We start from the raw sequence: 23,832 nt of genomic DNA, 5'->3' as shown, positions 1-23,832 counted from the left end.
GGTCACATTGACCGACGGAGGGTGGTTTTGTTCTGGATGAGCCTGAAGCCAAGACAAATCCCACAGCCTCTGAAGATCAAAATGAGGGAGGGGGACTTGCCCCTCCCACATTGGTTCTACTGCGTAGCTGATGGACAGTTACAATGCCGCTCCCCCGAAGGAGCCCGCATGCCCACCTTACTCACCGACTGGCGCCATCGCCCCACCCACCGCCGTGTATGGGCGTTGGCTGCGCCGATGATCCTGTCGAATATCTCGGTGCCGCTGGTGGCCCTGGTCGACAGCATGGTCATCGGTCACCTGCCTCATGCCCATCAGCTGGGCGCGGTGGCCGTCGGGGCCAGCCTGTATACCTTTCTCGCCTGGGCCATGGGGTTTCTGCGCATGGGCTCCACCGGTTTCGCCGCCCAGGCCGCCGGGCGCAACGACGGCGCGGCATTGCGGCAAATCCTGCTGCAAGGTTTGCTGTTGGCGCTGGGCCTGGCGCTGCTGCTCGGCACCGTGGGCATTCCCCTGAGCCACCTGGCCCTGGAATGGATGCAGCCTTCGCCTGCACTGAACCTGCTGACCCGCGACTTCTTCCACACTCGCCTGTTTGGCCTGCCCGCGGCGCTGGCCAGCTATGCCCTGGTCGGCTGGTTCCTCGGCACGCAGAACGCCCGCGCGCCGCTGGCGATCCTGCTGACGACCAACCTGGTCAACATCGCCCTGAACCTGTGGTTCGTCCTCGGACTGGACTGGGGCGTGGTCGGCTCCGCCCGCGCCTCGGTGATCGCCGAATGGACCGGCGCCCTGCTCGGCCTGGCCCTCACGCAAAACGCCCTGCGCGCCTATCCCGGACACATCGCCTGGGTTGCGCTGAAGCGGTGGCAAAGCTGGCGCCCGCTGCTGGCGGTGAACCGCGATATTTTTATCCGCAGCCTGGCATTGCAGTCGGTGTTTTTCATGATCACGGTGCAGGGCACGCGGCTGGGGGATGCCACCGTCGCCGCCAATGCGCTGTTGCTCAACGGCCTGTTGCTGACCGCGCATGCACTGGACGGCTTGGCCCACGCAGTTGAAGCGCTGTGCGGTCACGCCATCGGCGCACATGATCGCCACGCGTTAAGGCGATCATTGGTAGTGGCTTGTGGTTGGTCACTGATCGCCAGCCTCGGTTTCGCCCTGCTGTTCACCTTTGGCGGGCACCTGTTTATCGCCATGCAAACCGATATTCCCAGCGTGCGCGAAACGGCGGACATTTACCTGCCTTACCTCGCGGTACTGCCGTTGATTGCGGTGTGGAGTTATTTGCTCGATGGCTTGTTTATCGGCGCAACGCGCGCACGGGAAATGCGCAATGGGATGGTGCTGACGGTGCTGTTGGTGTTGCCGGTTGCGTGGGGGTTGCAGGGGCTGGGTAACCACGGGCTGTGGATAACCTTCCTGCTGTTCATGGCGGTACGCAGCCTGACCCTGTGGGCGATTGCCTGGCGCCTGAATCGGCAGGGGCTTTGGCTGGGCGTTAACTGAAGAAATGCAATCCAAATGTGGGAGGGGGCTTGCTCCCGATTGCGGTACATCAGCAACAATTAGTTGTCTGACACACCGCTATCGGGGGCAAGCCCCCTCCCACATTTTTAGACCTGCATCAGCTGATGTTATGAGGACAGGTAGGACGAACGCGTCAGGCCCAAACGCAAGGCGTCGAGGAACTGCGTGCGCTCAGACGCGCTGATCTTCGCGCTCGCGCACTTATCACGGTAGTGAGTCATCAACTCCTCCGGCGACAAGTGCACGTAGCGCAGCATGTCTTCGATGGTGTCGTGGGTCTCGATCCCGGCGCTGTACACCGAACCGTCTTCACGCTGGTAGATGTTCACCGAGTCGGTGTCACCGAACAGGTTGTGCATGTCGCCCAGAATCTCCTGGTAGGCGCCCACCAGGAAGATGCCCAGCAGGTAGTCTTCGCCCTCGTTCAAGGCGTGTACCGGCAGGCTGGTTTCGATGCTCTGCTCGTCGACGTATTGCTTGATCTTGCCGTCGGAGTCGCAGGTCAGGTCTTGCAGCACGGCACGACGCAGCGGTTCTTCGTCGAGGCGGTGCAACGGCAGAATCGGCAGCACCTGGCCGATCGCCCAGGTGTCGGGCAGGCTCTGGAACACCGAGAAGTTGCAGATGTACTTGTCGGCCAACTTGTCATTGAGTTCGTCCAGCACCTGGCGGTGCGAGCGCTGGCGGGCTTTCAACGAGTTATGCAGGCGGCGGCATACCGCGAAGTAACACTGCTCGGCCAGGGCTTTTTCGGCCAGGGTCAGCTTGCCGTCGGCGTACTGGGTAGCCACGTCGCTCATGTAGTGGGTGGCGCGCCAGTAGGTTTCGGTGACCATTTCGATGTCGGTCGGGCCGAGCAGGTCCACCAGCCACTGCACGGTTTCAGGCAGGCTTTCCTTGTTTTCGATCTTTGGGATTTCGTCGTTGTGTTTCTCGACGTCGGTAACCTGCACCACCAGCATGGCGTGGTGGGCAGTCAGCGAACGACCGCTTTCGGAGAAGATATTCGGGTGCGGCAGGCTCTGCGCATCGCAGAACTCCTTGAGCATGCCCACGACCACACCGGCGTAGTCGTCCATGTCGTAGTTGATCGAGCTGGCGTTGCGCGAGTGAGTCCCGTCGTAGTCCACGCCCAGGCCGCCACCGACGTCGATGTGGTCCACCGGCAGGCCGAGGTTGCGCAGCTCGCCGTAGTAACGGATGGCTTCCTTGAACCCGTGCTGGTAGTCGGCCAGGTTGGCGATCTGCGAGCCCATGTGGAAGTGCAGCAGGCGGATGCCCTGGTCCAGGCCGGCAGCGCGGAAGCGCTCGACCACCGACAGCAACTGCGCCGCCGACAGGCCGAACTTGGATTTCTCGCCACCGGTGTCCGCCCACTTGCTCGACGCCAGGGACGACAAACGCACGCGCAGGCCGACCTGCGGCTTGACCTTGAGGCTCGCGGCCTCTTCGATCACCAGGCCGACTTCGGATTCTTTCTCGATCACGATAAACACGTTGTGGCCGAGCTTCTGGCCCATCAGCGCCAGGCGGATGAATTCACGGTCCTTGTAACCGTTGCACACAATGGTGCCGCCCTTCGGCGCCAGGGCCAGCACGGCCAGCAGCTCAGGCTTGGAACCGGCTTCCAGGCCGATGGACACGTTCTGGGTAGCGATGATGTTTTCGATCACCGCTTCCTGTTGGTTCACTTTGATCGGGTACAGCGCGGTGTACTTGCTCTGGTATTCCAGGCGCTCGATGTTCGAATCGAAGGCGCCGGTCAGCTGGCGTACACGGTCTTGCAGGATGTCGGGAAAGCGCACCAGCAGCGGCAGCGACAGGCCGCTTTTACGCAGTTGGTCGACTTGCTCGTACAGATCGACCGGCGTGCTGTTCGGGCCGTTCGGACGGACTTCAACGCGACCGGCTTCATTGATCGCAAAATACCCGGCCCCCCAATGGCGAATCCCGTAAACACTGCGGCTGTCCGCAACTGTCCATTGGCTGCCATCGTCTTTGCGTGTGCGTCGTACGGACATCGAAGTCCCCTATAAATGAAGGCGAAGGCGCCACCTCTCGTTCGAGGCTGGCGCAGTCTAAAGAATGAAAATGACGATTTGCCTGTAAGAAGGTGAGACCCCACTTGCAGGACAGAGTTTAGACACAGGTTGGGAAGAGGCCTTCAGCCGCCGGACTTCTTGGCCTTGTAACCGAGCTTGATCAGCTCGGCCAACAGCAGTTCGACGTGATCGCCCTGGATCTCGATGACACCATCTTTCAACGCGCCACCGGTGCCACAGCGCTTTTTCAGCGTGGTGGCCAATTCCTTGAGCGCGTCCTCTGGCAGCGGCACGCCGGTGATGGTGGTCACCGTCTTGCCGCCACGGCCCTTGCTCTCGCGTCGCACGCGGGCAATACCGTCGCCTTCGGGGATCAGGGTCTGTTTGCAGGTGCACGAATCCACGGGCTGACGGCAGTCCGGGCAGTGTCGACCTGCGTCAGTGGAAAATACCAGGCCACCAAGGGCGGCGAAGGATGCGGCTTTCTTGGCCACCGGCAATCCTCTAGGGGGATGAAAAGTGGCGCAGTGTAACGGCAAAAAGCGAAGTTGCTAAGGGCCAAATGGCGCCATTTCATGCAACTTTAGCGACGTAACGCCAGATAGCGTCGCAAGCCCTCTTGAGCGTCCGGGCAGTAAGGCTTTTGCCGCGCCTCGCTCAAGATCGTTTCAATCGGTAAAAAGCGCGCCTCCATGACTTCTTCCGGTTGCAGGCACAGTAGCCCGTCCCATACGGCAGAGTAAGACTTGCACCACAGCCTGCTGTCGCCGTCTTCAAAGAAGAAGTGGTCATGTTCGTTCAATACCACCCCGCTGACGCCTAGTTCTTCTTCAAGCTCACGGGCCGCCGACTCGGCGTAGCTCTCCCCCGCCGCCACCATCCCGCCGGCCGCCGTATCCCAGAAACCGGGATACAACGCCTTGCTCAAGGTGCGCCGATGCACACACAGCTCACCCTTGGAGTTGAACAGGAAGATAAAGGTGCAACGGCCAATCAGGCCGCGCCGGCGCAGGTCGGACCTGACAAGGTGCCCGAGCAGGTTGTCCTGAGCGTCGACCCAGCAGATCAGTTCAGCATCGGAGGCCGCGCGGTGGGCGGCCTCCCGTTGAGTAGCGTCCATCATCAACCCTGGTTGAGGAGCTGACGCAAATCGATCACTGCAGCGTTGGCCCGGGAAATATAATTGGCCATCACCAGCGAGTGGTTCGCCAGTACACCGAAGCCACTGCCATTCAGAATCATAGGACTCCACACCGGCTCCTGCGAGGCCTCCAGCTCACGAATGATCTGGCGCACGCTGACCGTGGCGTTTTTCTTGGCCAGTACGTCGGCAAAGTCGACTTCGATGGCACGCAGCAGGTGCGACAGGGCCCACGCCTGGCCACGGGCTTCGTAGAACACGTTGTCGATCTGCATCCATGGGGTTTCCACCACTTCTTCGTCGACCTGCGGCACTTCACCCGGCGCCAGGGCTTCGGTTTTCAGGGCGGTGTTCAACTTGACCCGACCAACACTGGCCGAAAGACGTTGCGACAGCGAGCCCAAGCGGGTGGCCACATCGCCCAGCCAGTTGTTCAGGTTGTCGGCGCGTGCATAGAACAGCGCGCCGCGCTGGTTCGGGTCGGACAGGCGCGCTTCGTAGCGGCTCAGGGAGTTGATGCCTTCCTGGTATTCCGACTCGCTGGAGGGCAGCACCCAGCTCTTGTTGTCGAAGTTGAAACGCGGCTCGGCCTTGGCCAAATCGGCGTCTTCGGCCGACTGCGACTGGGAGCGGGCAAAGTCTTTACGCAGGGCGCGGGTCAGGTCGCGGACCTGCACCAGCACGCCGTATTCCCAGCTCGGCATGTTGTCCATCCACAGGCCTGGCGGGAAACGGTCGTTGGAGATATAGCCACCGGGTTTGTTCAGCAAGGTGCCGACCACGGTCTTGAGGGTTTCGACGGTGGTGTAGCCCACCACCATTTGCTTGCCTTCCTTCTCGGCCGCAATTTGCGCGTTTTGCTGGACCGGGAACAGCGCCGGTTCTTCGCTCCAGTACCAGCCCAGGGCGCCGGTGACCAACAGGTACAGGCCGAGGACGCTGAGCACCGCTCGGCTCATCAGCAGAGTACGAAAATAGCTGCGGTTGGCCGACTTGGGCTCAGGGGCGGGGCCTTTGGTACTGCCTGCGCGGTTTTTCCAGTCCAGCATGGCGATATCCTTTCAATCACTTGAGTTCATGCACTTCAACGGGCGGCGTGCGTTCACACACTCCGACAGCAACCCTACCCCATCGTGCCAGCCAATGCGGGGCTTTTCATCAAACTGGCGCGTGCGGGAAGTTCGACTATAAAGGATGCACGCTTTTTACGCTGCGTGACCATCAGGTCATTAACTGAATGCCAGGGCCTCACAGTTAATTGATGTATGACACTCATACGATCGAAAAGAGGTGCTAGCATAGAGCCATCAGTTCGACCTCTGCATGCACCCTCACTAGTAGTCAGGATATGACCGAGCCAGAAGACCCCAGCCGCGAGCGCCTCAAGCAGCATTTTGCCCAGCGGGTAATTCATCAGGCACGTCAAATTCTTGAGATCTGGCAGCGCCTGCAACGCAGCGAATGGTCGAACACCGACCTTTGCGAACTCAGCGAAGCCAATCTGCGCCTGCTGCGCTTTGCCGAGCGTTTCGAACAACCCGAGCACGGCCAGCTGGCGCGCCATATCGGTGAATCGCTCAAGGCCGTGGACGAAAATCGCGGGCGCCTGAGCAGCCAACTGATCACCGAACTCAACCGCTTGATGCAGCGCCTGTCCCGTACCGGCCTGCGTCAGGGCGACCAGCTGGAACAAACCTTCCTGCCGCCGATGCGCAAGCCGATCTACGTGATGCTGGCCGATCACGACCGCGCCGAGCGCCTGGCCAAGCAACTGGAATTCTTTGGCATGAGCGCCCAGTCGCTGGACAGCGTGGCGGCGTTTCGCGCGTCGATGGCCGAGCGCCTGCCCTCGGTGATTGTGATGGATGTGGACTTCTGCGGTGCGGGCCTGGGCCTCAAGCTTGCCGCCGAAGCCCAGGAAGGCCTGGAACACAAGCTGCCGCTGCTGTTTTTCAGCCTGCATGAAACCGACACCCCGACCCGCCTGGCCGCCGTGCGCGCGGGCGGCCAGGAGTTCCTTACTGGCACATTGGAAGCCTCCAGCCTGCTGGAAAAGATCGAGGTGCTGACCTGCATCGCCCAGTACGAACCCTATAAAGTATTGATCATCGACGACTCGCGGGCCCAGGCGCTGCACACCGAGCGGCTGCTCAACAGCGCCGGCATCGTCACCCGCACCCTGATCGAGCCGATCCAGGCCATGGCCGAGCTGGCGGATTTCCAGCCCGACCTGATCATCCTCGACATGTATATGCCGGCGTGTACCGGTACCGAGTTGGCCAAAGTGATTCGGCACAATGATCGCTATGTGAGCGTGCCGATCATCTATCTGTCGGCCGAAGATGACCTGGATAAACAACTGGACGCCATGAGTGAGGGCGGCGACGACTTCCTCACCAAGCCCATCAAGCCGCGCCATCTGATCACCACCGTGCGCAACCGCGCGGCCCGCGCCCGCCATCTCAAGGCGCGCATGGTGCGCGACAGCCTGACCGGGTTGTACAACCACACCCATATCCTGCAACTGCTCGAAGACTGCAGCTTCCGCGCACGCCGCGAGAACAAGCCGCTGAGCTTTGCCATGCTCGATATCGATCACTTCAAGCGCGTCAATGACAGCCACGGCCACCCCATGGGCGACCGCGTGATCAAGAGCCTGGCGCTGTTCCTCAAGCAGCGGCTGCGCAAGACCGACTACATCGGGCGCTACGGCGGCGAAGAATTCGCCATCGTGATGCCCGACACCGACTTGGAGTCGGCCTGCAAGGTACTGGATGAGATTCGTGGGCGCTTCGCCGAAATTCATTACCCGGCCCAGCCCCAGGATTTGTGGTGCACCTTCAGCGCCGGGCTGGTGGAGCTGTGCGATGACTCCGATAGCTTGATGATGGCCGCTCAGGCGGACGAAGCGCTGTACCGCGCCAAGGGCGCCGGACGCAATCGCGTACAAGCCGCACGCACATCAAGGCAGAGTGCCACCTTTTCACCAGAATCCACTGACTCCGTCATAACGCTGTAATGGAAACGCAATAACTTCAGGCACTTATCTTTTGCTGTCGGTTGAAACCACGCATGCGCCTGAAGCTGCTGACCAATCTCAATACCCTTCTGCTGGTGGCCGTGTGCCTGGCACTCGGGGCGACGCTGTGGTGGTCGCAACGCGCGCTGGAACGCCCGTATTTGTTGATGGAGCGCTACCTGGGGCTGTCGCAGAGTTTCCAGAACCAGGCCGCGCGCAATATCGACGACTACCTGGCCAGCGGCGACGCCCTGCGCTTGAGCGGCGCCAGCCAAAGCCTGGAAAGCCTGCTGCAGCACCTGAATGAATTGCCCGCCGAGCTGACGCAAAACCTGCGCCCCAGCCTGGTGGACCTGGATGCCTTCAGCAAAACCGACCTGCTCGCCGCCGGCAAGTTGGCCGGCGACCCGCAAGCCCTGTTGCTGCAAGCCGAACGTGAGCTGAGCGCGAACCTGGAGCAATTGAGCCAATACGCCATGGGCGTGAACACCCCCGAAGCAGCGCGTTATCTGCCGCCGTTGTTGGTCGCGTCCCAGCATCTGGGCAAGCTGTCCCTGGCCCGCGACAAACTGGTGAGCAGCGGACGCGCGGAACTGGCCGCCGACGTGGAGCGCGAAGTCGGCAGTATCCGCAGCCAGGCTGACCTGCTGGAGCAACTGCCTTTGCTCGGCGTCAAAGCCAGTACCGAATCCAACACCGACGATTTTTCCGCCCTGATGGGCCTGGAAAACAGCGAAAAAGCCGAAACCCAGGACACCGGCGTCGATCTCAAGCGCGAACTCAACAGCTTGCTGACCCGCTACCCCGCCGAACTCAAGCGTACTCGCGAGCAGATCCAAAAACGCGCCGACCTGGCCGCCGCCACCCATCTGAAAATCAACGCGGTGCAGCAGGCCATCGCCGCTCTTGAGCCGGTGGTGCGTGCACAACACGCCATTATCCAGGGCGAAGTGCGCCTGATGCAGGGCGTGATGATCGGCCTGATCCTATTGATTGCGCTGTTGATCGACACCTTGCAACGGCGCCTGGCGCGCGTGCTGACCAACCTGGCGCCGGCCTTGTCGACCTGGGGTGAAGGCAACTTCAGCCAGCCGATCGCCCTGGGCAAGACCAACCGCGAACTGCACGACATCGAAGCCTCCCTCAACCGCTTGCGTGCCTATCTGGTGGATCTGGTGGGCACCATTCGCGGCAACGCCCAGGAAGTGGCCGGCAGCAGTCGCGCCCTCGCCGAACTGAGCAGTGGCTTGCACGACGGCGCCGAGCGCCAGGCCGGGGATACCGCGCAGATTCGCGACTCCCTGGGCGAACTGGAAGCCACCATCCAGCAAGTGGCCGGCGATGCCAGTCAGGCCGCCGGTGCCAGCCGTAGCGCGGGCCAGGCCGTGGAACAAGGCCAACGGGTGATCGGCTTGAGCCTTACCGGCCTGCATGCACTGGTGGGCGAAGTGCAGCAAAACGCACAGATGATCGAGAAACTCGCCGCCGAGTCCGCCACCATCGGCGGCGTGCTCACGGTGATTCGCTCGATTGCCGACCAGACCAACCTGCTGGCACTCAATGCGGCGATTGAAGCCGCGCGCGCCGGTGAAGCGGGACGCGGCTTTGCCGTGGTCGCCGACGAAGTACGCACACTGGCCCAACGCACCGCTGGCGCCACCGCCGAAATCCAGGGGTTGATCACGGGTTTGCAAACCGCTGCCCACCAATCGGTGGAAGGCATGCGCGCCCAGGTCGAACACGCCGAGGCCACCGCCCAGCAAGCCCAGGCGGCGGACGGCGCGCTGGACGAAATTGTCGGGGCCATCCAGACGATTTCCGACACGGCAGTGCGGATTGCCGACGTGACCGCACAGCAGAGCGGCGCCGTGAGCGAAATTCGCGACAACAGCGAACGGATTCACCAGCTGGGTGAGGATAATTTGCTGCGCATCGGCGAGGGGCGCCGCCAGGGCGAGCACCTGTTGGTGCTGGGTGGGCAGCTCAATACGGCGGTGCAGGCATTCCGCGTCTGACCTGCCCCCATGCCAGATACAGTTCAAAATGTGGGAGGGGGCTTGCTCCCGATATCGGTGGATCAGTTACAGATATTGAGACTGACACGCTGCAATCGGGAGCAAGCCCCCTCCCGCATTTGATCTCCACGGGACTCAAGGGCGTATTACCCATGACCGGATCCCGCCCCCTAGTCACAAATTTCGCGCAATCCTCGCTAATCGTGCGGCCTACTGCATAGAACTGGACAGTCACAAAGGCTTTGCGGCATAGTCGCCGGGTTCTGCCGTACTCCCATCAATAACAAGGAACAGCCGATGGCGACCTTACTGGTTCTTCACGGACCCAACCTGAACCTGCTCGGCACCCGTGAACCGGGCGTCTACGGGGCAGTGACCCTGGATCAGATCAACCTCGATCTGGAACGACGGGCGCGTGAAGCCGGCCACCATCTGCTCTATCTGCAAAGTAACGCCGAGTACGAATTGATTGATCGCATCCATGCCGCGCGCGGCGAAGGCGTGGACTTTATCCTGATCAATCCCGCCGCTTTTACACACACAAGCGTTGCATTACGTGACGCGCTGCTGGCGGTGAGCATCCCATTCATCGAAGTGCATTTATCGAACGTGCACAAACGCGAACCTTTCCGCCATCACTCTTACTTCTCCGACGTAGCGGTAGGAGTGATCTGCGGCCTTGGCGCCAGCGGTTACCGACTGGCCCTGGAGGCCGCCCTGGAACAGCTTGAAGAACAGGCTAAACGCCCCTGACCGACCCTTGGGAGTTGATGATTCATGGATATCCGTAAAGTTAAGAAATTGATCGAACTGCTGGAAGAATCCGGTATCGACGAGCTGGAAATCAAGGAAGGCGAAGAGTCCGTACGGATCAGCCGTCACAGCAAGACCCCGGCCCAACAGTTCTACGCACCGCAGATGCAAGCACCGGCGCCAGCCCCTGCCGCGCCTGCCGCCGCCGCTCCAGCTGCCGCGGCGCCTGCCGCTCCAGCAGCGCCTGTGCTGAACGGCTTCGTGGTCAAGTCGCCAATGGTCGGTACTTTCTACCGCACCCCGGCACCGACTTCGCCAGCCTTCGTTGAAGTGGGCAAGACCGTGAAAGTGGGCGACACCATCTGCATCGTTGAAGCGATGAAAATGATGAACCACATCACCGCAGAAAAAGCCGGCATCATTGAATCCATCCTGGTAGAAAACGGTCAGCCGGTTGAGTACGACCAGCCGCTGTTCACCATCGTTTGAACCGCGGAGCGCCTTCGATGTTGAAACCTGCGAAGAAACTGCAAAAAGTCCTGATCGCCAACCGCGGCGAGATCGCGCTGCGTATCCTGCGCGCCTGTAAGGAAGAGGGCATCAAGACCGTCGCTGTTTACTCGACGGCCGATACCGAATTGATGCACGTGAAACTGGCGGACGAAAGCATCTGCATCGGCCCGCCACTGGCCACGAACTCGTACCTGAAAGTCTCGAACATCATCGCCGCGGCAGAAGTGACCGGCGCCGATGGCATCCACCCGGGCTACGGCTTCCTCGCGGAAAACGCCGATTTCGCCGAACAGGTGGAAAAATCCGGGTTTGCCTTCATCGGCCCGAAAGCCGAGACCATTCGCCTGATGGGCGACAAGGTCTCGGCCAAGGACGCCATGATCGCCGCCGGCGTGCCGACCGTTCCAGGTTCCGACGGCCCACTGCCTGAAGACGAGGAAACCGCGCTGCGCATTGGTCGCGAAGTCGGCTACCCGGTGATCATCAAGGCTGCCGGTGGCGGTGGTGGTCGCGGTATGCGCGTGGTGCACAAGGAAGAAGACCTGATCGAAGCCGCCAAGCAGACCCGTTCCGAAGCGGGCGCCTGGTTCGGCAACCCGATGGTCTATCTCGAGAAATACCTGACCAACCCGCGTCACGTGGAAGTGCAGGTATTGTCCGACGGCCAGGGCCACGCCATCCACCTGGGCGACCGCGATTGCTCGCTGCAACGCCGTCACCAGAAGGTCCTGGAAGAAGCGCCGGCACCGGGTCTGGACGAAAAGGCCCGCCAGGAAGTCCTCGCGCGCTGCGTCAAGGCGTGCATCGACATCAACTACCGTGGCGCCGGTACCTTCGAGTTCCTCTACGAGAACGGTCGTTTCTACTTCATCGAGATGAACACTCGTGTGCAGGTAGAGCATCCGGTTTCGGAGATGGTCACCGGTATCGACATCGTCAAGGAGATGCTCAGCATCGCCGCCGGCAACGTGCTGTCCTTCACCCAGGACGACGTGAAGATTCACGGCCACTCCCTGGAGTGCCGGATCAACGCCGAAGACCCGAAAACCTTTATGCCGAGCCCAGGCCTGGTCAAGCATTTCCATGCCCCGGGCGGCAACGGCGTTCGCGTCGATTCGCACCTGTACAGCGGCTATAAGGTACCGTCCAACTACGACTCGCTGATCGGCAAGCTGATCACCTGGGGCGCCACTCGCGACGAGGCCATGGCCCGCATGCGCAACGCCCTGGACGAAATCGTGGTCGACGGCATCAAGACCAACGTCCCGCTGCACAGGGACCTGGTTCGTGATGAAGGCTTCTGCGAAGGTGGTGTGAACATTCACTACCTGGAACACAAGCTGGCCAATCAGTAAGTGCTCCACCCAACAAAGCCGCCTTCGGGCGGTTTTGTTGTTTGTGGGTAGCGTTTTTTATGAATGTATACGGTCCAAATGTGGGAGGGGGCTTGCTCCCTATAGCGGTGTGTCAGACAGCAGATGTATTGACCGACACCCAGCAATCGGGAGCAAGCCCCCTCCCACATTTGACGGGCGTGCAGTCAGCAGTGTCGTCTTCTGCCGTTCGCTCGCGTAAACTTGCGCCCTTTCGCAGCCCCTCCCCGCTGCAGACTCATTCTTTTCAAAGGTGCCCGCCATGCCTTGGCTGCAAGTCCGTCTCGCCATCAGCCCAGAACAAGCCGAAACCTACGAAGACGCGTTCCTCGAAGTGGGCGCTGTTTCAGTGACCTTCATGGACGCTGAAGACCAGCCGATTTTCGAACCCGAACTCAATACCACCCCGCTGTGGTCCCACACCCACCTGCTGGCCCTGTTCGAAGACGGCACCGACGCCGCCGCCGTGCTGGCCCATATGGAGTTGCTCACCGGCGGCCCGCTGCCCGAGCATCACAGCGAAGTGATCGAAGACCAGGACTGGGAACGCAGCTGGATGGACAATTTCCAACCGATGCGTTTCGGCCAGCGCCTGTGGATCGTGCCGAGCTGGCACGCTGCTCCCGAGCCAAACGCAGTCAACCTGCTGCTCGACCCGGGCCTGGCGTTCGGCACCGGCACCCACCCCACCACCGCACTGTGCCTGGAATGGCTGGACGGCCAGGACCTGACCGACAGCCACGTGCTGGATTTCGGCTGCGGCTCGGGGATCCTGGCGATTGCTGCGCTGTTGTTGGGCGCCAAGGAAGCCGTGGGCACCGATATCGACGTGCAGGCGCTGGAAGCCTCCCGCGACAACGCCGGGCGCAACCACATCCCCGAAGGAAAATTCCCACTCTACCTGCCTGAGGACCTGCCCCAGGTACAGGCTGATGTGCTGGTGGCCAATATCCTCGCCGGGCCGCTGGTCTCCCTGGCGCCGCAGTTGTCGAGCCTGGTCAAGCCGGGCGGCCGTCTGGCGCTGTCGGGCATTCTCGCCGAGCAAGGTGAAGAGGTTGCCGCCGCCTATGCCAGGGATTTCGAGCTGGACCCGATCGCCAACCGCGATGGCTGGGTACGCATCAGCGGTCGTCGGCGCTAGAATGAGCGCTTGCCTGAATCGGATGGCCGCATGACCGACAGTTTCGTCACCCAGTGCCCGCATTGCCAAGCCCGTTTCCGCGTCAACCATGCCCAGTTGAGCGTGGCCCGCGGCGTGGTGCGTTGCGGCTCGTGCCTGCAAGTGTTCAATGCCGCTCGCCAGTTGCTGGAGCAGCGCGCCCACGCGCCCGCACCCGAGCAGCCGGCGGCGGCTGAACCTGCGCCCGAGACGGCGCCCCAGGCACAGCGGGCGATCAGCCAGAAACAGTGGACTGCCGAAGAACTGGACCTGGACAACCTGGACCTGGACGTAGAACTTGCCAAGCTGGAGCGCCGCGAGATCCAGCATACGCAGCCGGCCGGCACAGAGCGTCGCCAAGCGGGTTCCGACCGTCGACAGAAGGAAGATGCCCTCAGCGCCAGCCGCGATACGGTCAAGGCCGAAGAGGAAAAATGGGCCGCCAGCCTGTTCAGCGAACCGCCTGAAGAACGCACCCACGTAGTCGAAGACGAGCCGGAACCGACCAAGGCCCCTGCGACACGGCAGCGCACCGAACCGTCCATGTCGCTTCACGTCGACGATATCGACGACGAACCGCCGATGCGGGCAACCCTTGGCGATGAACCCGTCGACCCGCCCGTCACCCCCGTGACGGTAGACGCGGACGACACGGAGCCCGAAGAACACCCCCAGCAGCGCCGCAAGCGATTGCGCGCGCCTGCCAGCGAACACGACGACCTGCTGCAGGACCTGGAAGACGATCCGCTGCACCTTTACGCGCAAAAGCGCCCGTCGAGCTGGGGTCGCCGCCTGATCTGGCTATTACTGGTACTGATCGCCGCCGCCGGCCTGGCAGGTCAGTATATTGCCTATCAATTCGACGACCTGGCTCGCCAGGACGCCTATCGCCCGTGGTTCCAGCAACTGTGCCCCACGCTGGGCTGCACCGTGCCATCGCGGGTCGATATCGCCCACATAAAGAGCAGTAACCTGGTGGTGCGCAGCCACCCGGAGTTTGCCGGGGCGCTGGTGGTGGACGCGATCATCTATAACCGCGCGACGTTCTCCCAGCCCTTCCCGTTGCTGGAGCTGCGTTTTGCCGACATCAACGGCGGGCTGATCGCCAGTCGTCGCTTCAAGCCGGCCGAATACCTCAGCGGCGAGCTGGCCGGAGTCAGCGAAATGCCATCACAAACGCCGATCCATATTTCCCTGGACATCCTCGACCCAGGCAATAAGGCCGTGAATTACAGCCTGACCTTCCACTCGCCCGAGTGAATCGGCTTATGTACAAGGGTTTGGCGGCAGATTGTTGACTGCGCGCGGCACAACCAAACCAGCGGCGATAAAGAAATAACTGTTCAGATTTTATCCAATTCAGCCTTTATCCAGTCATCGAGAGCGGGTATCATGCCAACCCTTTTTCGAACTCTAATGATCCGGCCCCACAACAGGGAAGTCCTATGTCGGCGGTACGCATCGGCCCATACACATTGCAGAACGGCTTGATTCTCGCCCCGATGGCGGGCGTCACCGACCAGCCCTTTCGTCAGCTGTGCAAACGTTTGGGCGCGGGTCTTGTAGTCTCGGAAATGGTCACCAGCGACATGAGCTTGTGGAACACCCGCAAATCGCGGATGCGCATGATCCACGAAGGCGATCCCGAGCCCCGCTCGGTACAGATCGCCGGCGGTGATGCGCAAATGCTGGCGGATGCGGCGCGGGCCAACGTGGCGTTGGGCGCGCAGATTATCGACATCAACATGGGCTGCCCGGCCAAGAAGGTCTGCAACAAGGCCGCCGGTTCCGCCCTGTTGAAGGATGAGCAGTTGGTTGCCGAGATCCTGCAGGCCGTTGTCGCCGCAGTGGATGTGCCGGTCACCCTGAAGATTCGTACCGGCTGGGACCGGGACAACAAGAACGGCCTGACGGTGGCGAAGATCGCCGAACAGGCAGGCATTACAGCGCTGGCAGTGCATGGCCGCACTCGCGCCGATCTGTACACAGGTGAAGCCGAATACGACACCATTGCCGCCATCAAGCAGGCCGTGTCGATGCCGGTATTTGCCAATGGCGATATCGATTCAGCTGAAAAAGCCCGGCGCGTGCTGCACGCCACCGGTGCCGATGGCCTGTTGATCGGCCGGGCCGCTCAAGGGCGACCGTGGATTTTTCGTGAGATCGAGCACTTTCTGCGTACCGGTGAAACCCTGCCGGCACCGGAGCTGTTCGAGGTGGAACGTATTCTGCTTGAGCATCTGGCTGCCCTTCACACTTTCTATGGGGATGTGATGGGCGTGCGCATTGCTCGCAAGCATGTGGGTTGGTATCTCGCAACCCTGCCGGGCGCCAGGGAGTTTCGCGCCGGGTTCAATCGTTTGGATGAAACGCAAGCACAGGTCGCCGCCGTTCGTGAGTTCTTTGCCGAACGAGACAAGAGCCTGAGAGCAGGGGACGGACAAGGGGTGGCCGCATGACGATGATGACCGAGACTTTAGTGAGTGGAACAACACCCGTGAGCGACAACGTCAATTTGAAACAGCACCTGAACACGCCGAGCGAAGAAGGCCAGACCCTTCGCGGGAGTGTCGAGAAGGCGCTGCACAATTATTTCGCCCACCTTGAGGGCGCTTCCGTCACGGACGTGTACAACCTGGTGCTCTCCGAAGTCGAGGCGCCCCTGCTCGAAAGCGTGATGAACTACGTCAAGGGCAACCAGACCAAAGCCAGTGAGCTGCTGGGCCTCAACCGTGGCACGTTGCGCAAAAAGCTCAAGCAATACGATTTGCTGTAAGCATTCAATCAAACCAGAAAGGCGCCCGCGTAAAACCGGTCGCCTTTTTTGCTGACTCCTTTGCTTTTGATGGAAATTGAAATGACCGACCAGACTACCCGCCTGCCGATCCGCCGCGCCTTGATCAGCGTTTCCGACAAGACCGGCATCCTCGAATTTGCCCGGGAGCTGGAAGCCCTGGGTGTGGAAATCCTCTCCACGGGCGGGACCTTCAAACTGCTGCAGGACAACGGCGTGGCCGCAGTAGAAGTCGCGGACTACACCGGTTTCGCAGAAATGATGGACGGTCGGGTCAAGACCCTGCACCCGAAAATCCACGGCGGCATCCTCGGTCGTCGCGGTATCGACGACGCCATCATGAACGAGCACGGCATCAAGCCGATCGACCTGGTGGCCGTCAACCTGTACCCGTTCGAAGCCACCATCAACAAGCCAGGCTGTGACCTGCCGACCGCCATCGAAAACATCGATATCGGCGGCCCGACCATGGTTCGCTCGGCAGCCAAGAACCACAAAGACGTGGCCATCGTGGTCAACGCCAGCGACTACACCCAAGTGCTCGAAAGCCTGAAAGCCGGCGGCCTGACCTACGCCCAGCGCTTCGACCTGATGCTCAAGGCGTTCGAACACACTGCCGCCTACGACGGCATGATCGCCAACTACATGGGCACCGTGAACCAGGCCGCCGAAACCCTGAGCACGGAAGGCCGCAGCCAGTTCCCGCGCACTTTCAACAGCCAGTTCGTCAAGGCCCAGGAAATGCGCTACGGCGAGAACCCGCACCAGAGCGCGGCGTTCTATGTGGAGGCAAAACCGGCCGAAGTCGGCATCGCCACCGCGACCCAACTGCAAGGCAAGGAACTGTCCTACAACAACGTAGCCGACACCGACGCCGCACTGGAATGCGTGAAGAGCTTCGTCAAGCCGGCCTGCGTGATCGTCAAGCACGCCAACCCGTGTGGCGTGGCCGTGAGCCCGGACGCTGAAGGCGGCATTCGCCAGGCCTACGAACTGGCCTACGCCACCGATACCGAATCGGCCTTCGGCGGCATCATTGCCTTCAACCGTGAGCTGGATGCCGAAACCGCCAAGGCCATCGTCGACCGTCAATTCGTTGAAGTGATCATCGCACCGAGCGTGAGTGAAGAAGCCCGCGCCATCGTTGCCGCAAAAGCCAACGTGCGTCTGCTGGCCTGCGGCGAATGGTCGGCTGACCGCGCCGCTGCCTGGGACTACAAACGCGTCAATGGCGGCTTGCTGGTACAGAGCCGCGACATCGGCATGATCGGCAGTGAAGACCTGAAAGTCGTGACCCGGCGCGCTCCGACCGAGCAAGAGATCCACGACCTGATCTTCGCCTGGAAAGTGGCCAAATACGTTAAATCCAACGCCATCGTCTACGCCAAGAACCGCCAGACCATCGGTGTCGGCGCCGGCCAGATGAGCCGCGTGAATTCGGCGCGTATCGCCGCGATCAAGGCTGAGCACGCCGGTTTGCAGGTGGCGGGTTCGGTGATGGCGTCCGACGCCTTCTTCCCGTTCCGTGATGGCCTGGACAACGCCGCCAAGGCCGGTGTGACTGCCGTGATCCAACCGGGCGGCTCGATGCGCGATGCTGAAGTGATTGCTGCTGCTGATGAAGCCGGCATCGCCATGGTCTTCACCGGCATGCGCCATTTCCGCCACTGATCCGACGCAATAGAAATGTGGGACCCGGTTTTTGTGGCGAGGGAGCTTGCTCCCGCTGGGGTGCGAAGCGCCCCCAAAAGCTGGCGACCGCTACGCGGTCGAACGGGAGCAAGCTCCCTCGCCACAGCAAGCCCCCTCCCACATAAAGCGCCCTAGCAGCGCCTACAGAATTTGAGGTTTTTGAAATGAATGTTTTGATTATTGGCAGCGGTGGCCGTGAACACGCCCTGGCCTGGAAAGTTGCCCAGGACCCGCGCGTCCAAAAAGTTTTCGTCGCCCCCGGCAACGCTGGTACCGCGATTGAAGCCAAGTGCGAAAACGTCGCCATCGACGTATTGGCTCTGGAGCAGCTTGCGGATTTTGCCGAGAAAAACGTTTCCCTGACCATCGTCGGTCCGGAAGTGCCGTTGGTAGCCGGCGTCGTGGACCTGTTCCGCAGCCGCGGCCTGGACTGCTTCGGCCCAACCGCCGGTGCCGCGCAGCTGGAAGGCTCCAAAGCATTCACCAAGGACTTCCTGGCACGCCACAAGATCCCGACCGCCGACTACCAGAACTTCACCGAGATCGAGCCGGCCCTGGCTTACCTGCGTGAAAAAGGTGCGCCGATTGTGATCAAGGCCGATGGCCTGGCCGCCGGTAAAGGCGTGATCGTCGCGATGACCTTGCAGGAAGCCGAAGACGCCGTGCGCGACATGCTCGCCGGCAATGCCTTTGGCGATGCCGGTTCGCGCGTGGTGATCGAGGAGTTCCTCGACGGCGAAGAAGCCAGCTTTATCGTGATGGTCGACGGCAAGAACGTCCTGCCGATGGCCACCAGCCAGGACCACAAGCGCGTCGGCAACGGCGACAGCGGCCCGAACACCGGCGGCATGGGCGCCTACTCCCCTGCCCCGGTGGTCACCAGCGAAGTGCATCAACGCGTAATGGACCTGGTGATCTGGCCAACCGTGCGCGGCATGGCCGATGAAGGCAATGTGTACACCGGTTTCCTCTATGCCGGCCTGATGATCGACAAGGCCGGTAACCCGAAGGTCATCGAGTTCAACTGCCGCTTCGGCGACCCGGAAACCCAACCGGTGATGCTGCGCCTGCAATCGAGCCTGGTGCTGCTGGTGGAAGCCGCCCTGGCCCAGGCCCTGGACAAAGTCGAAGCGCAGTGGGACCCGCGTCCGAGCGTTGGCATCGTGCTGGCGGCCGGCGGTTACCCTGCCGACTACGCCAAGGGCGATGTGATTGAAGGCCTGGACGCGGCGGCGTCGCTGGAAGGCAAAGTGTTCCATGCGGGCACCGCGCTCAAGGATGGTAAGGTCGTGACCGCCGGTGGCCGTGTGCTGTGCGCCACCGCCATGGGCGCCAGTGTCGACGCTGCGCAACAACAGGCGTACGCACTGGCCGCGAAAATCGATTGGAAAGGCTGCTTCTATCGCACCGACATCGGCTACCGCGCCATTGCCCGTGAACGTGGCGAGAACCAGTAACCTGCTATCCGTTCGGTCAGGCAAGGGCCTCAGGCCCTTGCCGTACACCGGCTACCCCGCGCATAGTTAACCCGTGCATCAACCTACGAAGGGATTTCGCCGTGCGCTGGCTCAGGATCGCCATAGGTTTCACTGTCAGTCTGCTGACGCTGCTCTGCCTGTTCCCGGCCCAAGCCGCCGCGCAAGGCAGTGGCTGGGCAGTATTGCTTGATGAGCAGGCAGACCTGCAACTGAGCGATATTCGCTCCTCGCGCTACACCAACCAATTCAGCCCCATCGAACTGGACCGTATCACGGCGGCACCGCCGGACGGTGCGTTGTGGGTACGTTTCAAACTGCAACCGGGCAAGCACGAGCAAGTGCTGCGGGTATTCGCCCCGGACCTGTCGCACCTGAGCCTGTACGTCCTGGACGGCGACACGCTGGTGGAGCAAACAAGCACCGGCGCCCGCCAGCCACAGGAACAACGTCCGCTGCCCAGCAGTGATTTCATGCTACCGATGCCCCAGAGCCAGCAGCCCCTCGAGGTCTACCTGCGCCTGGTGTCGGAACACGAGCTGCGCCCCTATATCACCCTTGAGCCGGCCGTGCTGGCCGCCGCCGACCAGACCCAGACACTGATCTACGGCCTGCTGTTCGGCTGCCTGCTGATGCTGATCCTGCACAACGTTTCACGCTTTGCCTACCATCGCTCACGCAGCAGCCTGTGGCTGGCGGCGTGCGAAATACTGTTGCTGCTCAGCCTGGCGCTGCTGCTCAACCTGCCAGGTCCCTGGTTGCCGAACTGGCATGCGTTGCAAACGCCGGGCGCCTACCTGGCCTTGCTGCTGACCGCGCCGTGCGGACTGATGTTTGCCTATCGCTTCTTCATGCCACTGGGCCCGCACCCGCTGAACAAACTGTTGATGGCCGACATCCTGTTTATCGTGCTGTGCGGCCTGCTGCTGTTGTTCGTCAACACCCTGCCGCTGAACATCATTACCTACGCCCTGGTGGCCCTCGCCGGCCTGAGCATGCTGTTTGTCTCGGCCTATCACTGGCAGAAGGGCTACCGGCCGGCACGGTTGTTCGTGGCGGGCATGGTGGTGTTCAACATTGGCACACTGATCATCCTGCCGGCGTTGCTGGGCCTGACGATGGTGTCGCCGCAGGGGTTGATCGTCACCCTGCTGGCGTTCATCTGTCTCAGTGGCCTGTTGATGAGCCTGGCCCTGGGCGAGCGCCAGCGTGCAATTGTCGAGGCGCGCTTCAGCCTCAGCCGCGACCTGGCCGCCAGCAATGCCGAAATCGCCGCCAAGGCCGAGTTCCTGGCCAAGATCAGCCACGAAATCCGCACCCCCATGAACGGCGTACTGGGCATGACCGAACTGCTGCTGGGCACGCCGCTGTCGGTGAAGCAGCGCGATTACGTGCAGACCATCCACAGCGCCGGCAACGAACTGCTGACGCTGATCAACGAGATCCTCGACATCTCCAAGCTCGAATCCGGGCAGATCGAGCTGGACGATGTGCAGTTCGACCTCAACGCGCTGCTCGAAGACTGCCTGAGCATCTTCCGCGCCAAGGCCGAGCAGCAGAACGTCGAGTTGATCAGCTTTATCCAGCCCCAGGTGCCACGCGTCATCAGTGGTGACCCGACCCGCCTGCGCCAGGCACTGCTGAGCCTGCTGGAAAACGCCCTGCATAAGACCGATGAAGGCGAAGTGCTGATCGTCGTCGCCCTGGACGACCGCAGCACCAAGCCGCGCCTGCGCATCGCCGTGCAAGACAGCGGCCTGCCGATGGAAGCCGTCGAGCGCGAGGCCCTGTTGCACAGCGAACTGCACAGCAAGAACTTCCTCTCGGCCACGCGCTTGAGCGGCCACCTTGGCCTGGTCATCGCCCGTCAGTTGATCCTGTTGATGAACGGCGAGTTCGGCATCAAGAGCGGCAGCCATCAAGGCAGTACCCTATGGCTGACGCTGCCGCTGGACCCGGAACGCCTGGAGCACCCGACCTCCGACCTGGACGGCCCGCTCAAGGACGCACGGGTGCTGGTGGTGGACGACAACGACACCTGCCGCAAAGTGCTGGTGCAGCAATGCACGGCCTGGGGCCTGAACGTCAGCGCCGTCCCCTCCGGCAAGGAAGCCCTGGCGTTGCTGCGTACCAAGGCGCACCTGCGCGACTACTTCGATGTGGTGTTGCTGGACCAGAACATGCCCGGTATGACCGGCATGCAACTGGCGGCGAAGATCAAGGAAGACCCGAGCCTGAACCACGACATCCTGCTGATCATGCTCACCGGCATCAGCAACGCGCCGAGCAAGATCATTGCACGCAACTGCGGGATCAAGCGCATCCTCGCCAAGCCGGTGGCCGGTTATACCCTCAAGACCACCCTGGCCGACGAACTGACCCAGCGCAACAAAGGCGGTCTGCCGTCTCGCCCGGCGCTCAGCGCACCACCCGTGGTGACGGTGCCCGGTGACTTCAAGATCCTGGTGGCCGAAGACAACAGCATTTCCACCAAAGTTATTCGCGGCATGCTCGGCAAACTCAACCTCGACCCGGACACCGCCAGCAACGGCGAAGAAGCGCTGGAGGCGATGAAAGCCCAGCGCTACGACCTGGTGTTGATGGACTGTGAAATGCCGATTCTCGATGGCTTCTCCGCCACCCAGCAACTGCGTGCATGGGAAGTCAGCCACCAACGCATCCGCACGCCGGTGGTGGCGCTGACGGCGCATATCCTGTCGGAACACAAGGAACGCGCGCGCCAGGCCGGCATGGACGGGCACATGGCCAAGCCGGTGGAGTTGTCGCAGTTGCGCGAGCTGGTGGAGTTCTGGGTGGCGCAGCGTCAGCAACGCCCCGAGCACGAACCCTCCTGATCTGAAATACACTTCCAAAGTGGGGGGGACTTGGCCCCTCCCACATTTGATCTCTATCGCCTGATAGACTCTGCACACTTTCCCCTCCCGCGAGCCACCCCCATGCTCCACGTGTTGTTCAGCGTTTACCTGAAGATGCTGGTGCTCTACAGCCCGTTCTTCGTGCTGTCCTGCTTTATCAGCCTGACCCGTGGCTACTCCAGCAAAGAACGGCGGCGCCTGGCCTGGAAAGTGGCGCTGGCGACCCTGGTGTCGAGCGTGCTGCTCTACCTGTTCGGCCGCGTCATTTTCAGCGTGTTCGGCATCACCGTGGATGCGTTCCGCATCGGCGCAGGCAGTGTGCTGTTTATCTCGGCGCTGGGCATGGCACAGGGCAAGTCGGCGGTGCAGACCGACAACGTGCAGCAGGACGTGACCATCGTGCCGCTGACCATCCCCCTCACTGTCGGCCCCGGCACCATCGGTGCGCTGCTGGTGATGGGGGTCAGCCAGCCTCACTGGGATGACAAGCTCACCGCCATCCTCAGCATCGCCCTGGCCAGCCTCACGGTGGGCGTGGTGCTGTACCTGTCCAACCGTATCGAACGCATTCTCGGTGACCAGGGCCTGCAAATTGTCAGCCGGCTGATGGGCCTGTTTGTGTGCGCCCTCGCCGCGCAAATCATCTTTACCGGCGTGCGCGGTTATCTGGTGCCTTAGATACGGTACTTGGCGATCGCCAGTTGCACCTTGTCGCCCGCGCTTTCGCGCATCATCTGGACGGTTTTTTCGTTGACCAGCGAGGTATTCAGCACCAGGCAGGTCTGCCCGCTGAAAGCCTCGACCGAGGCGCTGTCCCATTCCAGGAACGGCAACCCCACCTGTTTATTCACGCCCTGGGTGCTGTAGGTCACCAGCACCATCATCAATTCCCCATCCGCTTCGACGCAGGACGCCAGGCCAAAATCACCGCCCTGGTGCAGCGTCGTGTTGCGCTTGAACAACGCCAGAGACGCCGGCTGCTGTTTCAACGCCTCCAGCGCATCGGCCGCCAGTTTAGGCAACGCATTGACCAGCGGCCCGGCCCATGAGGACGACGCCAACAGCGCCGCGATGATGTTCAATGCCGCCACCTGTACCGTCAGGCCCTTGTCCGAACGCGAGACCCGCTCGAAACGGCTGCGCAGCGGCAGCCAGCCCAGGCTGAGCATCACGTTGATAAACGCGTCGTACCAGGCCTCGGTACCGCGCTTAACATTCAACACATCGCTGACATAACTGCTGGCCAGCAAATAGCTTTTGCGAATGTATTCCCGGTGCAGGCCCGACACCCCCTCGGCAAACGACATGACACTGTTGTTGACCACGGCCGCATTGCTGTCGTCGGTGTCAGCCGGCACAGCGGCCGACGCACCCGGCGGCTTGTGCGCGGCAATCAGTTTTCGCCTTTTCGTGTTGTTGATCCTTCTGTGACGTCGCTCCATGTTCA

Annotated in this window: 18 protein-coding genes and 1 pseudogene; 14 read left to right on the top strand and 5 right to left on the bottom strand. The window is 61.7% G+C overall.

The genetic code is table 11. The features are described 5' to 3' along the window. Window positions 1-168 precede the first annotated feature (168 nt). Window positions 169-1,512 carry an MATE family efflux transporter gene (locus tag PSH66_RS03270; RefSeq protein ID WP_141062998.1) on the top strand — a complete coding sequence of 448 codons (1,344 nt, stop codon included), beginning with the start codon at window positions 169-171 and terminating at the stop codon, window positions 1,510-1,512. 128 nt (window positions 1,513-1,640) lie between these two features. Here PSH66_RS03270 and speA read toward each other — a convergent pair whose 3' ends face one another. From speA to PSH66_RS03250, 4 genes are all read right to left on the bottom strand, one after another. Continuing rightward, window positions 1,641-3,554 carry an arginine decarboxylase gene (gene speA, locus PSH66_RS03265; protein ID WP_003171491.1) on the bottom strand — a complete coding sequence of 638 codons (1,914 nt, stop codon included), beginning with the start codon at window positions 3,552-3,554 and terminating at the stop codon, window positions 1,641-1,643. A gap of 143 nt (window positions 3,555-3,697) precedes the next feature. After that, window positions 3,698-4,069: a translation initiation factor Sui1 gene (locus PSH66_RS03260; RefSeq protein WP_042944123.1), complete on the bottom strand. Its 372-nt coding sequence runs from the start codon at window positions 4,067-4,069 to the stop codon at window positions 3,698-3,700. Between the two features lie 89 nt (window positions 4,070-4,158). Further along, window positions 4,159-4,695 (bottom strand): NUDIX hydrolase, encoded by a 537-nt coding sequence (locus tag PSH66_RS03255; protein ID WP_003171487.1) that lies wholly within the window; start codon window positions 4,693-4,695, stop codon window positions 4,159-4,161. Between the two features lie 2 nt (window positions 4,696-4,697). Continuing rightward, entirely contained in the window at window positions 4,698-5,675 is a 978-nt protein-coding gene (locus PSH66_RS03250) for a DUF2333 family protein (protein ID WP_370694842.1), read from the bottom strand. Between the two features lie 389 nt (window positions 5,676-6,064). On the opposite strand from PSH66_RS03250, the gene PSH66_RS03245 reads away from it, so the two are divergent. The 13 genes and pseudogenes from PSH66_RS03245 to PSH66_RS03185 all read left to right on the top strand — a co-directional run bounded on the left by PSH66_RS03245 (window position 6,065) and on the right by PSH66_RS03185 (window position 23,063). Then, the gene (locus PSH66_RS03245) at window positions 6,065-7,735 is read left to right on the top strand and encodes a PleD family two-component system response regulator (protein ID WP_305428351.1); all 1,671 of its coding nucleotides are present in this window, start codon (window positions 6,065-6,067) and stop codon (window positions 7,733-7,735) included. A gap of 1,499 nt (window positions 7,736-9,234) precedes the next feature. Then, window positions 9,235-9,750: pseudogene (locus PSH66_RS30045) on the top strand (methyl-accepting chemotaxis protein); the annotation flags it as partial. 297 nt (window positions 9,751-10,047) lie between these two features. Next, window positions 10,048-10,503: a type II 3-dehydroquinate dehydratase gene (gene aroQ / locus PSH66_RS03235; protein ID WP_003171482.1), complete on the top strand. Its 456-nt coding sequence runs from the start codon at window positions 10,048-10,050 to the stop codon at window positions 10,501-10,503. A 24-nt stretch (window positions 10,504-10,527) separates the two neighbouring features. Next, complete coding sequence (gene accB / locus PSH66_RS03230; RefSeq protein ID WP_305428349.1) at window positions 10,528-10,992, top strand: acetyl-CoA carboxylase biotin carboxyl carrier protein; 465 nt, start codon at window positions 10,528-10,530, stop codon at window positions 10,990-10,992. A gap of 17 nt (window positions 10,993-11,009) precedes the next feature. Continuing rightward, window positions 11,010-12,371 (top strand): acetyl-CoA carboxylase biotin carboxylase subunit, encoded by a 1,362-nt coding sequence (accC, locus tag PSH66_RS03225; protein ID WP_305428348.1) that lies wholly within the window; start codon window positions 11,010-11,012, stop codon window positions 12,369-12,371. 280 nt (window positions 12,372-12,651) lie between these two features. Then, window positions 12,652-13,530 (top strand): 50S ribosomal protein L11 methyltransferase, encoded by an 879-nt coding sequence (gene prmA / locus PSH66_RS03220; RefSeq protein WP_003171479.1) that lies wholly within the window; start codon window positions 12,652-12,654, stop codon window positions 13,528-13,530. Window positions 13,531-13,560: 30 nt separating this feature from the next. Next, window positions 13,561-14,808 carry a DUF3426 domain-containing protein gene (locus PSH66_RS03215; RefSeq protein ID WP_305428347.1) on the top strand — a complete coding sequence of 416 codons (1,248 nt, stop codon included), beginning with the start codon at window positions 13,561-13,563 and terminating at the stop codon, window positions 14,806-14,808. A 185-nt stretch (window positions 14,809-14,993) separates the two neighbouring features. Next, the gene (gene dusB, locus PSH66_RS03210; protein WP_078823109.1) at window positions 14,994-16,007 is read left to right on the top strand and encodes a tRNA dihydrouridine synthase DusB; all 1,014 of its coding nucleotides are present in this window, start codon (window positions 14,994-14,996) and stop codon (window positions 16,005-16,007) included. Beyond that, a complete protein-coding gene (gene fis / locus PSH66_RS03205) occupies window positions 16,004-16,324 on the top strand; it encodes a DNA-binding transcriptional regulator Fis (protein WP_002555375.1) in 321 nt (106 codons plus the stop codon). Before dusB ends, fis begins: the two co-directional genes overlap by 4 nt. A gap of 81 nt (window positions 16,325-16,405) precedes the next feature. Then, window positions 16,406-18,013: a bifunctional phosphoribosylaminoimidazolecarboxamide formyltransferase/IMP cyclohydrolase gene (gene purH, locus PSH66_RS03200; protein WP_305428346.1), complete on the top strand. Its 1,608-nt coding sequence runs from the start codon at window positions 16,406-16,408 to the stop codon at window positions 18,011-18,013. Window positions 18,014-18,198: 185 nt separating this feature from the next. Further along, on the top strand, window positions 18,199-19,491 hold the full coding sequence (gene purD, locus PSH66_RS03195) for a phosphoribosylamine--glycine ligase (protein ID WP_003171470.1): 1,293 nt from the start codon (window positions 18,199-18,201) through the stop codon (window positions 19,489-19,491). Between the two features lie 101 nt (window positions 19,492-19,592). Next, complete coding sequence (locus PSH66_RS03190; protein WP_141063005.1) at window positions 19,593-22,364, top strand: hybrid sensor histidine kinase/response regulator; 2,772 nt, start codon at window positions 19,593-19,595, stop codon at window positions 22,362-22,364. Between the two features lie 102 nt (window positions 22,365-22,466). Beyond that, entirely contained in the window at window positions 22,467-23,063 is a 597-nt protein-coding gene (locus PSH66_RS03185; RefSeq protein WP_003171467.1) for a MarC family protein, read from the top strand. On the opposite strand, the gene PSH66_RS03180 is transcribed toward PSH66_RS03185, so the two are convergent. Next, complete coding sequence (locus tag PSH66_RS03180; protein ID WP_305428345.1) at window positions 23,060-23,827, bottom strand: hypothetical protein; 768 nt, start codon at window positions 23,825-23,827, stop codon at window positions 23,060-23,062. The two genes, PSH66_RS03185 and PSH66_RS03180, sit on opposite strands and share 4 nt — an antisense overlap. Between the last annotated feature and the right edge of the window lie 5 nt (window positions 23,828-23,832).

This window comes from Pseudomonas sp. FP597 (assembly GCF_030687435.1).
In the GTDB taxonomy this organism is placed as follows: domain Bacteria; phylum Pseudomonadota; class Gammaproteobacteria; order Pseudomonadales; family Pseudomonadaceae; genus Aquipseudomonas; species Aquipseudomonas lactucae.
This window is presented reverse-complemented; position numbering and strand designations above follow the sequence as displayed.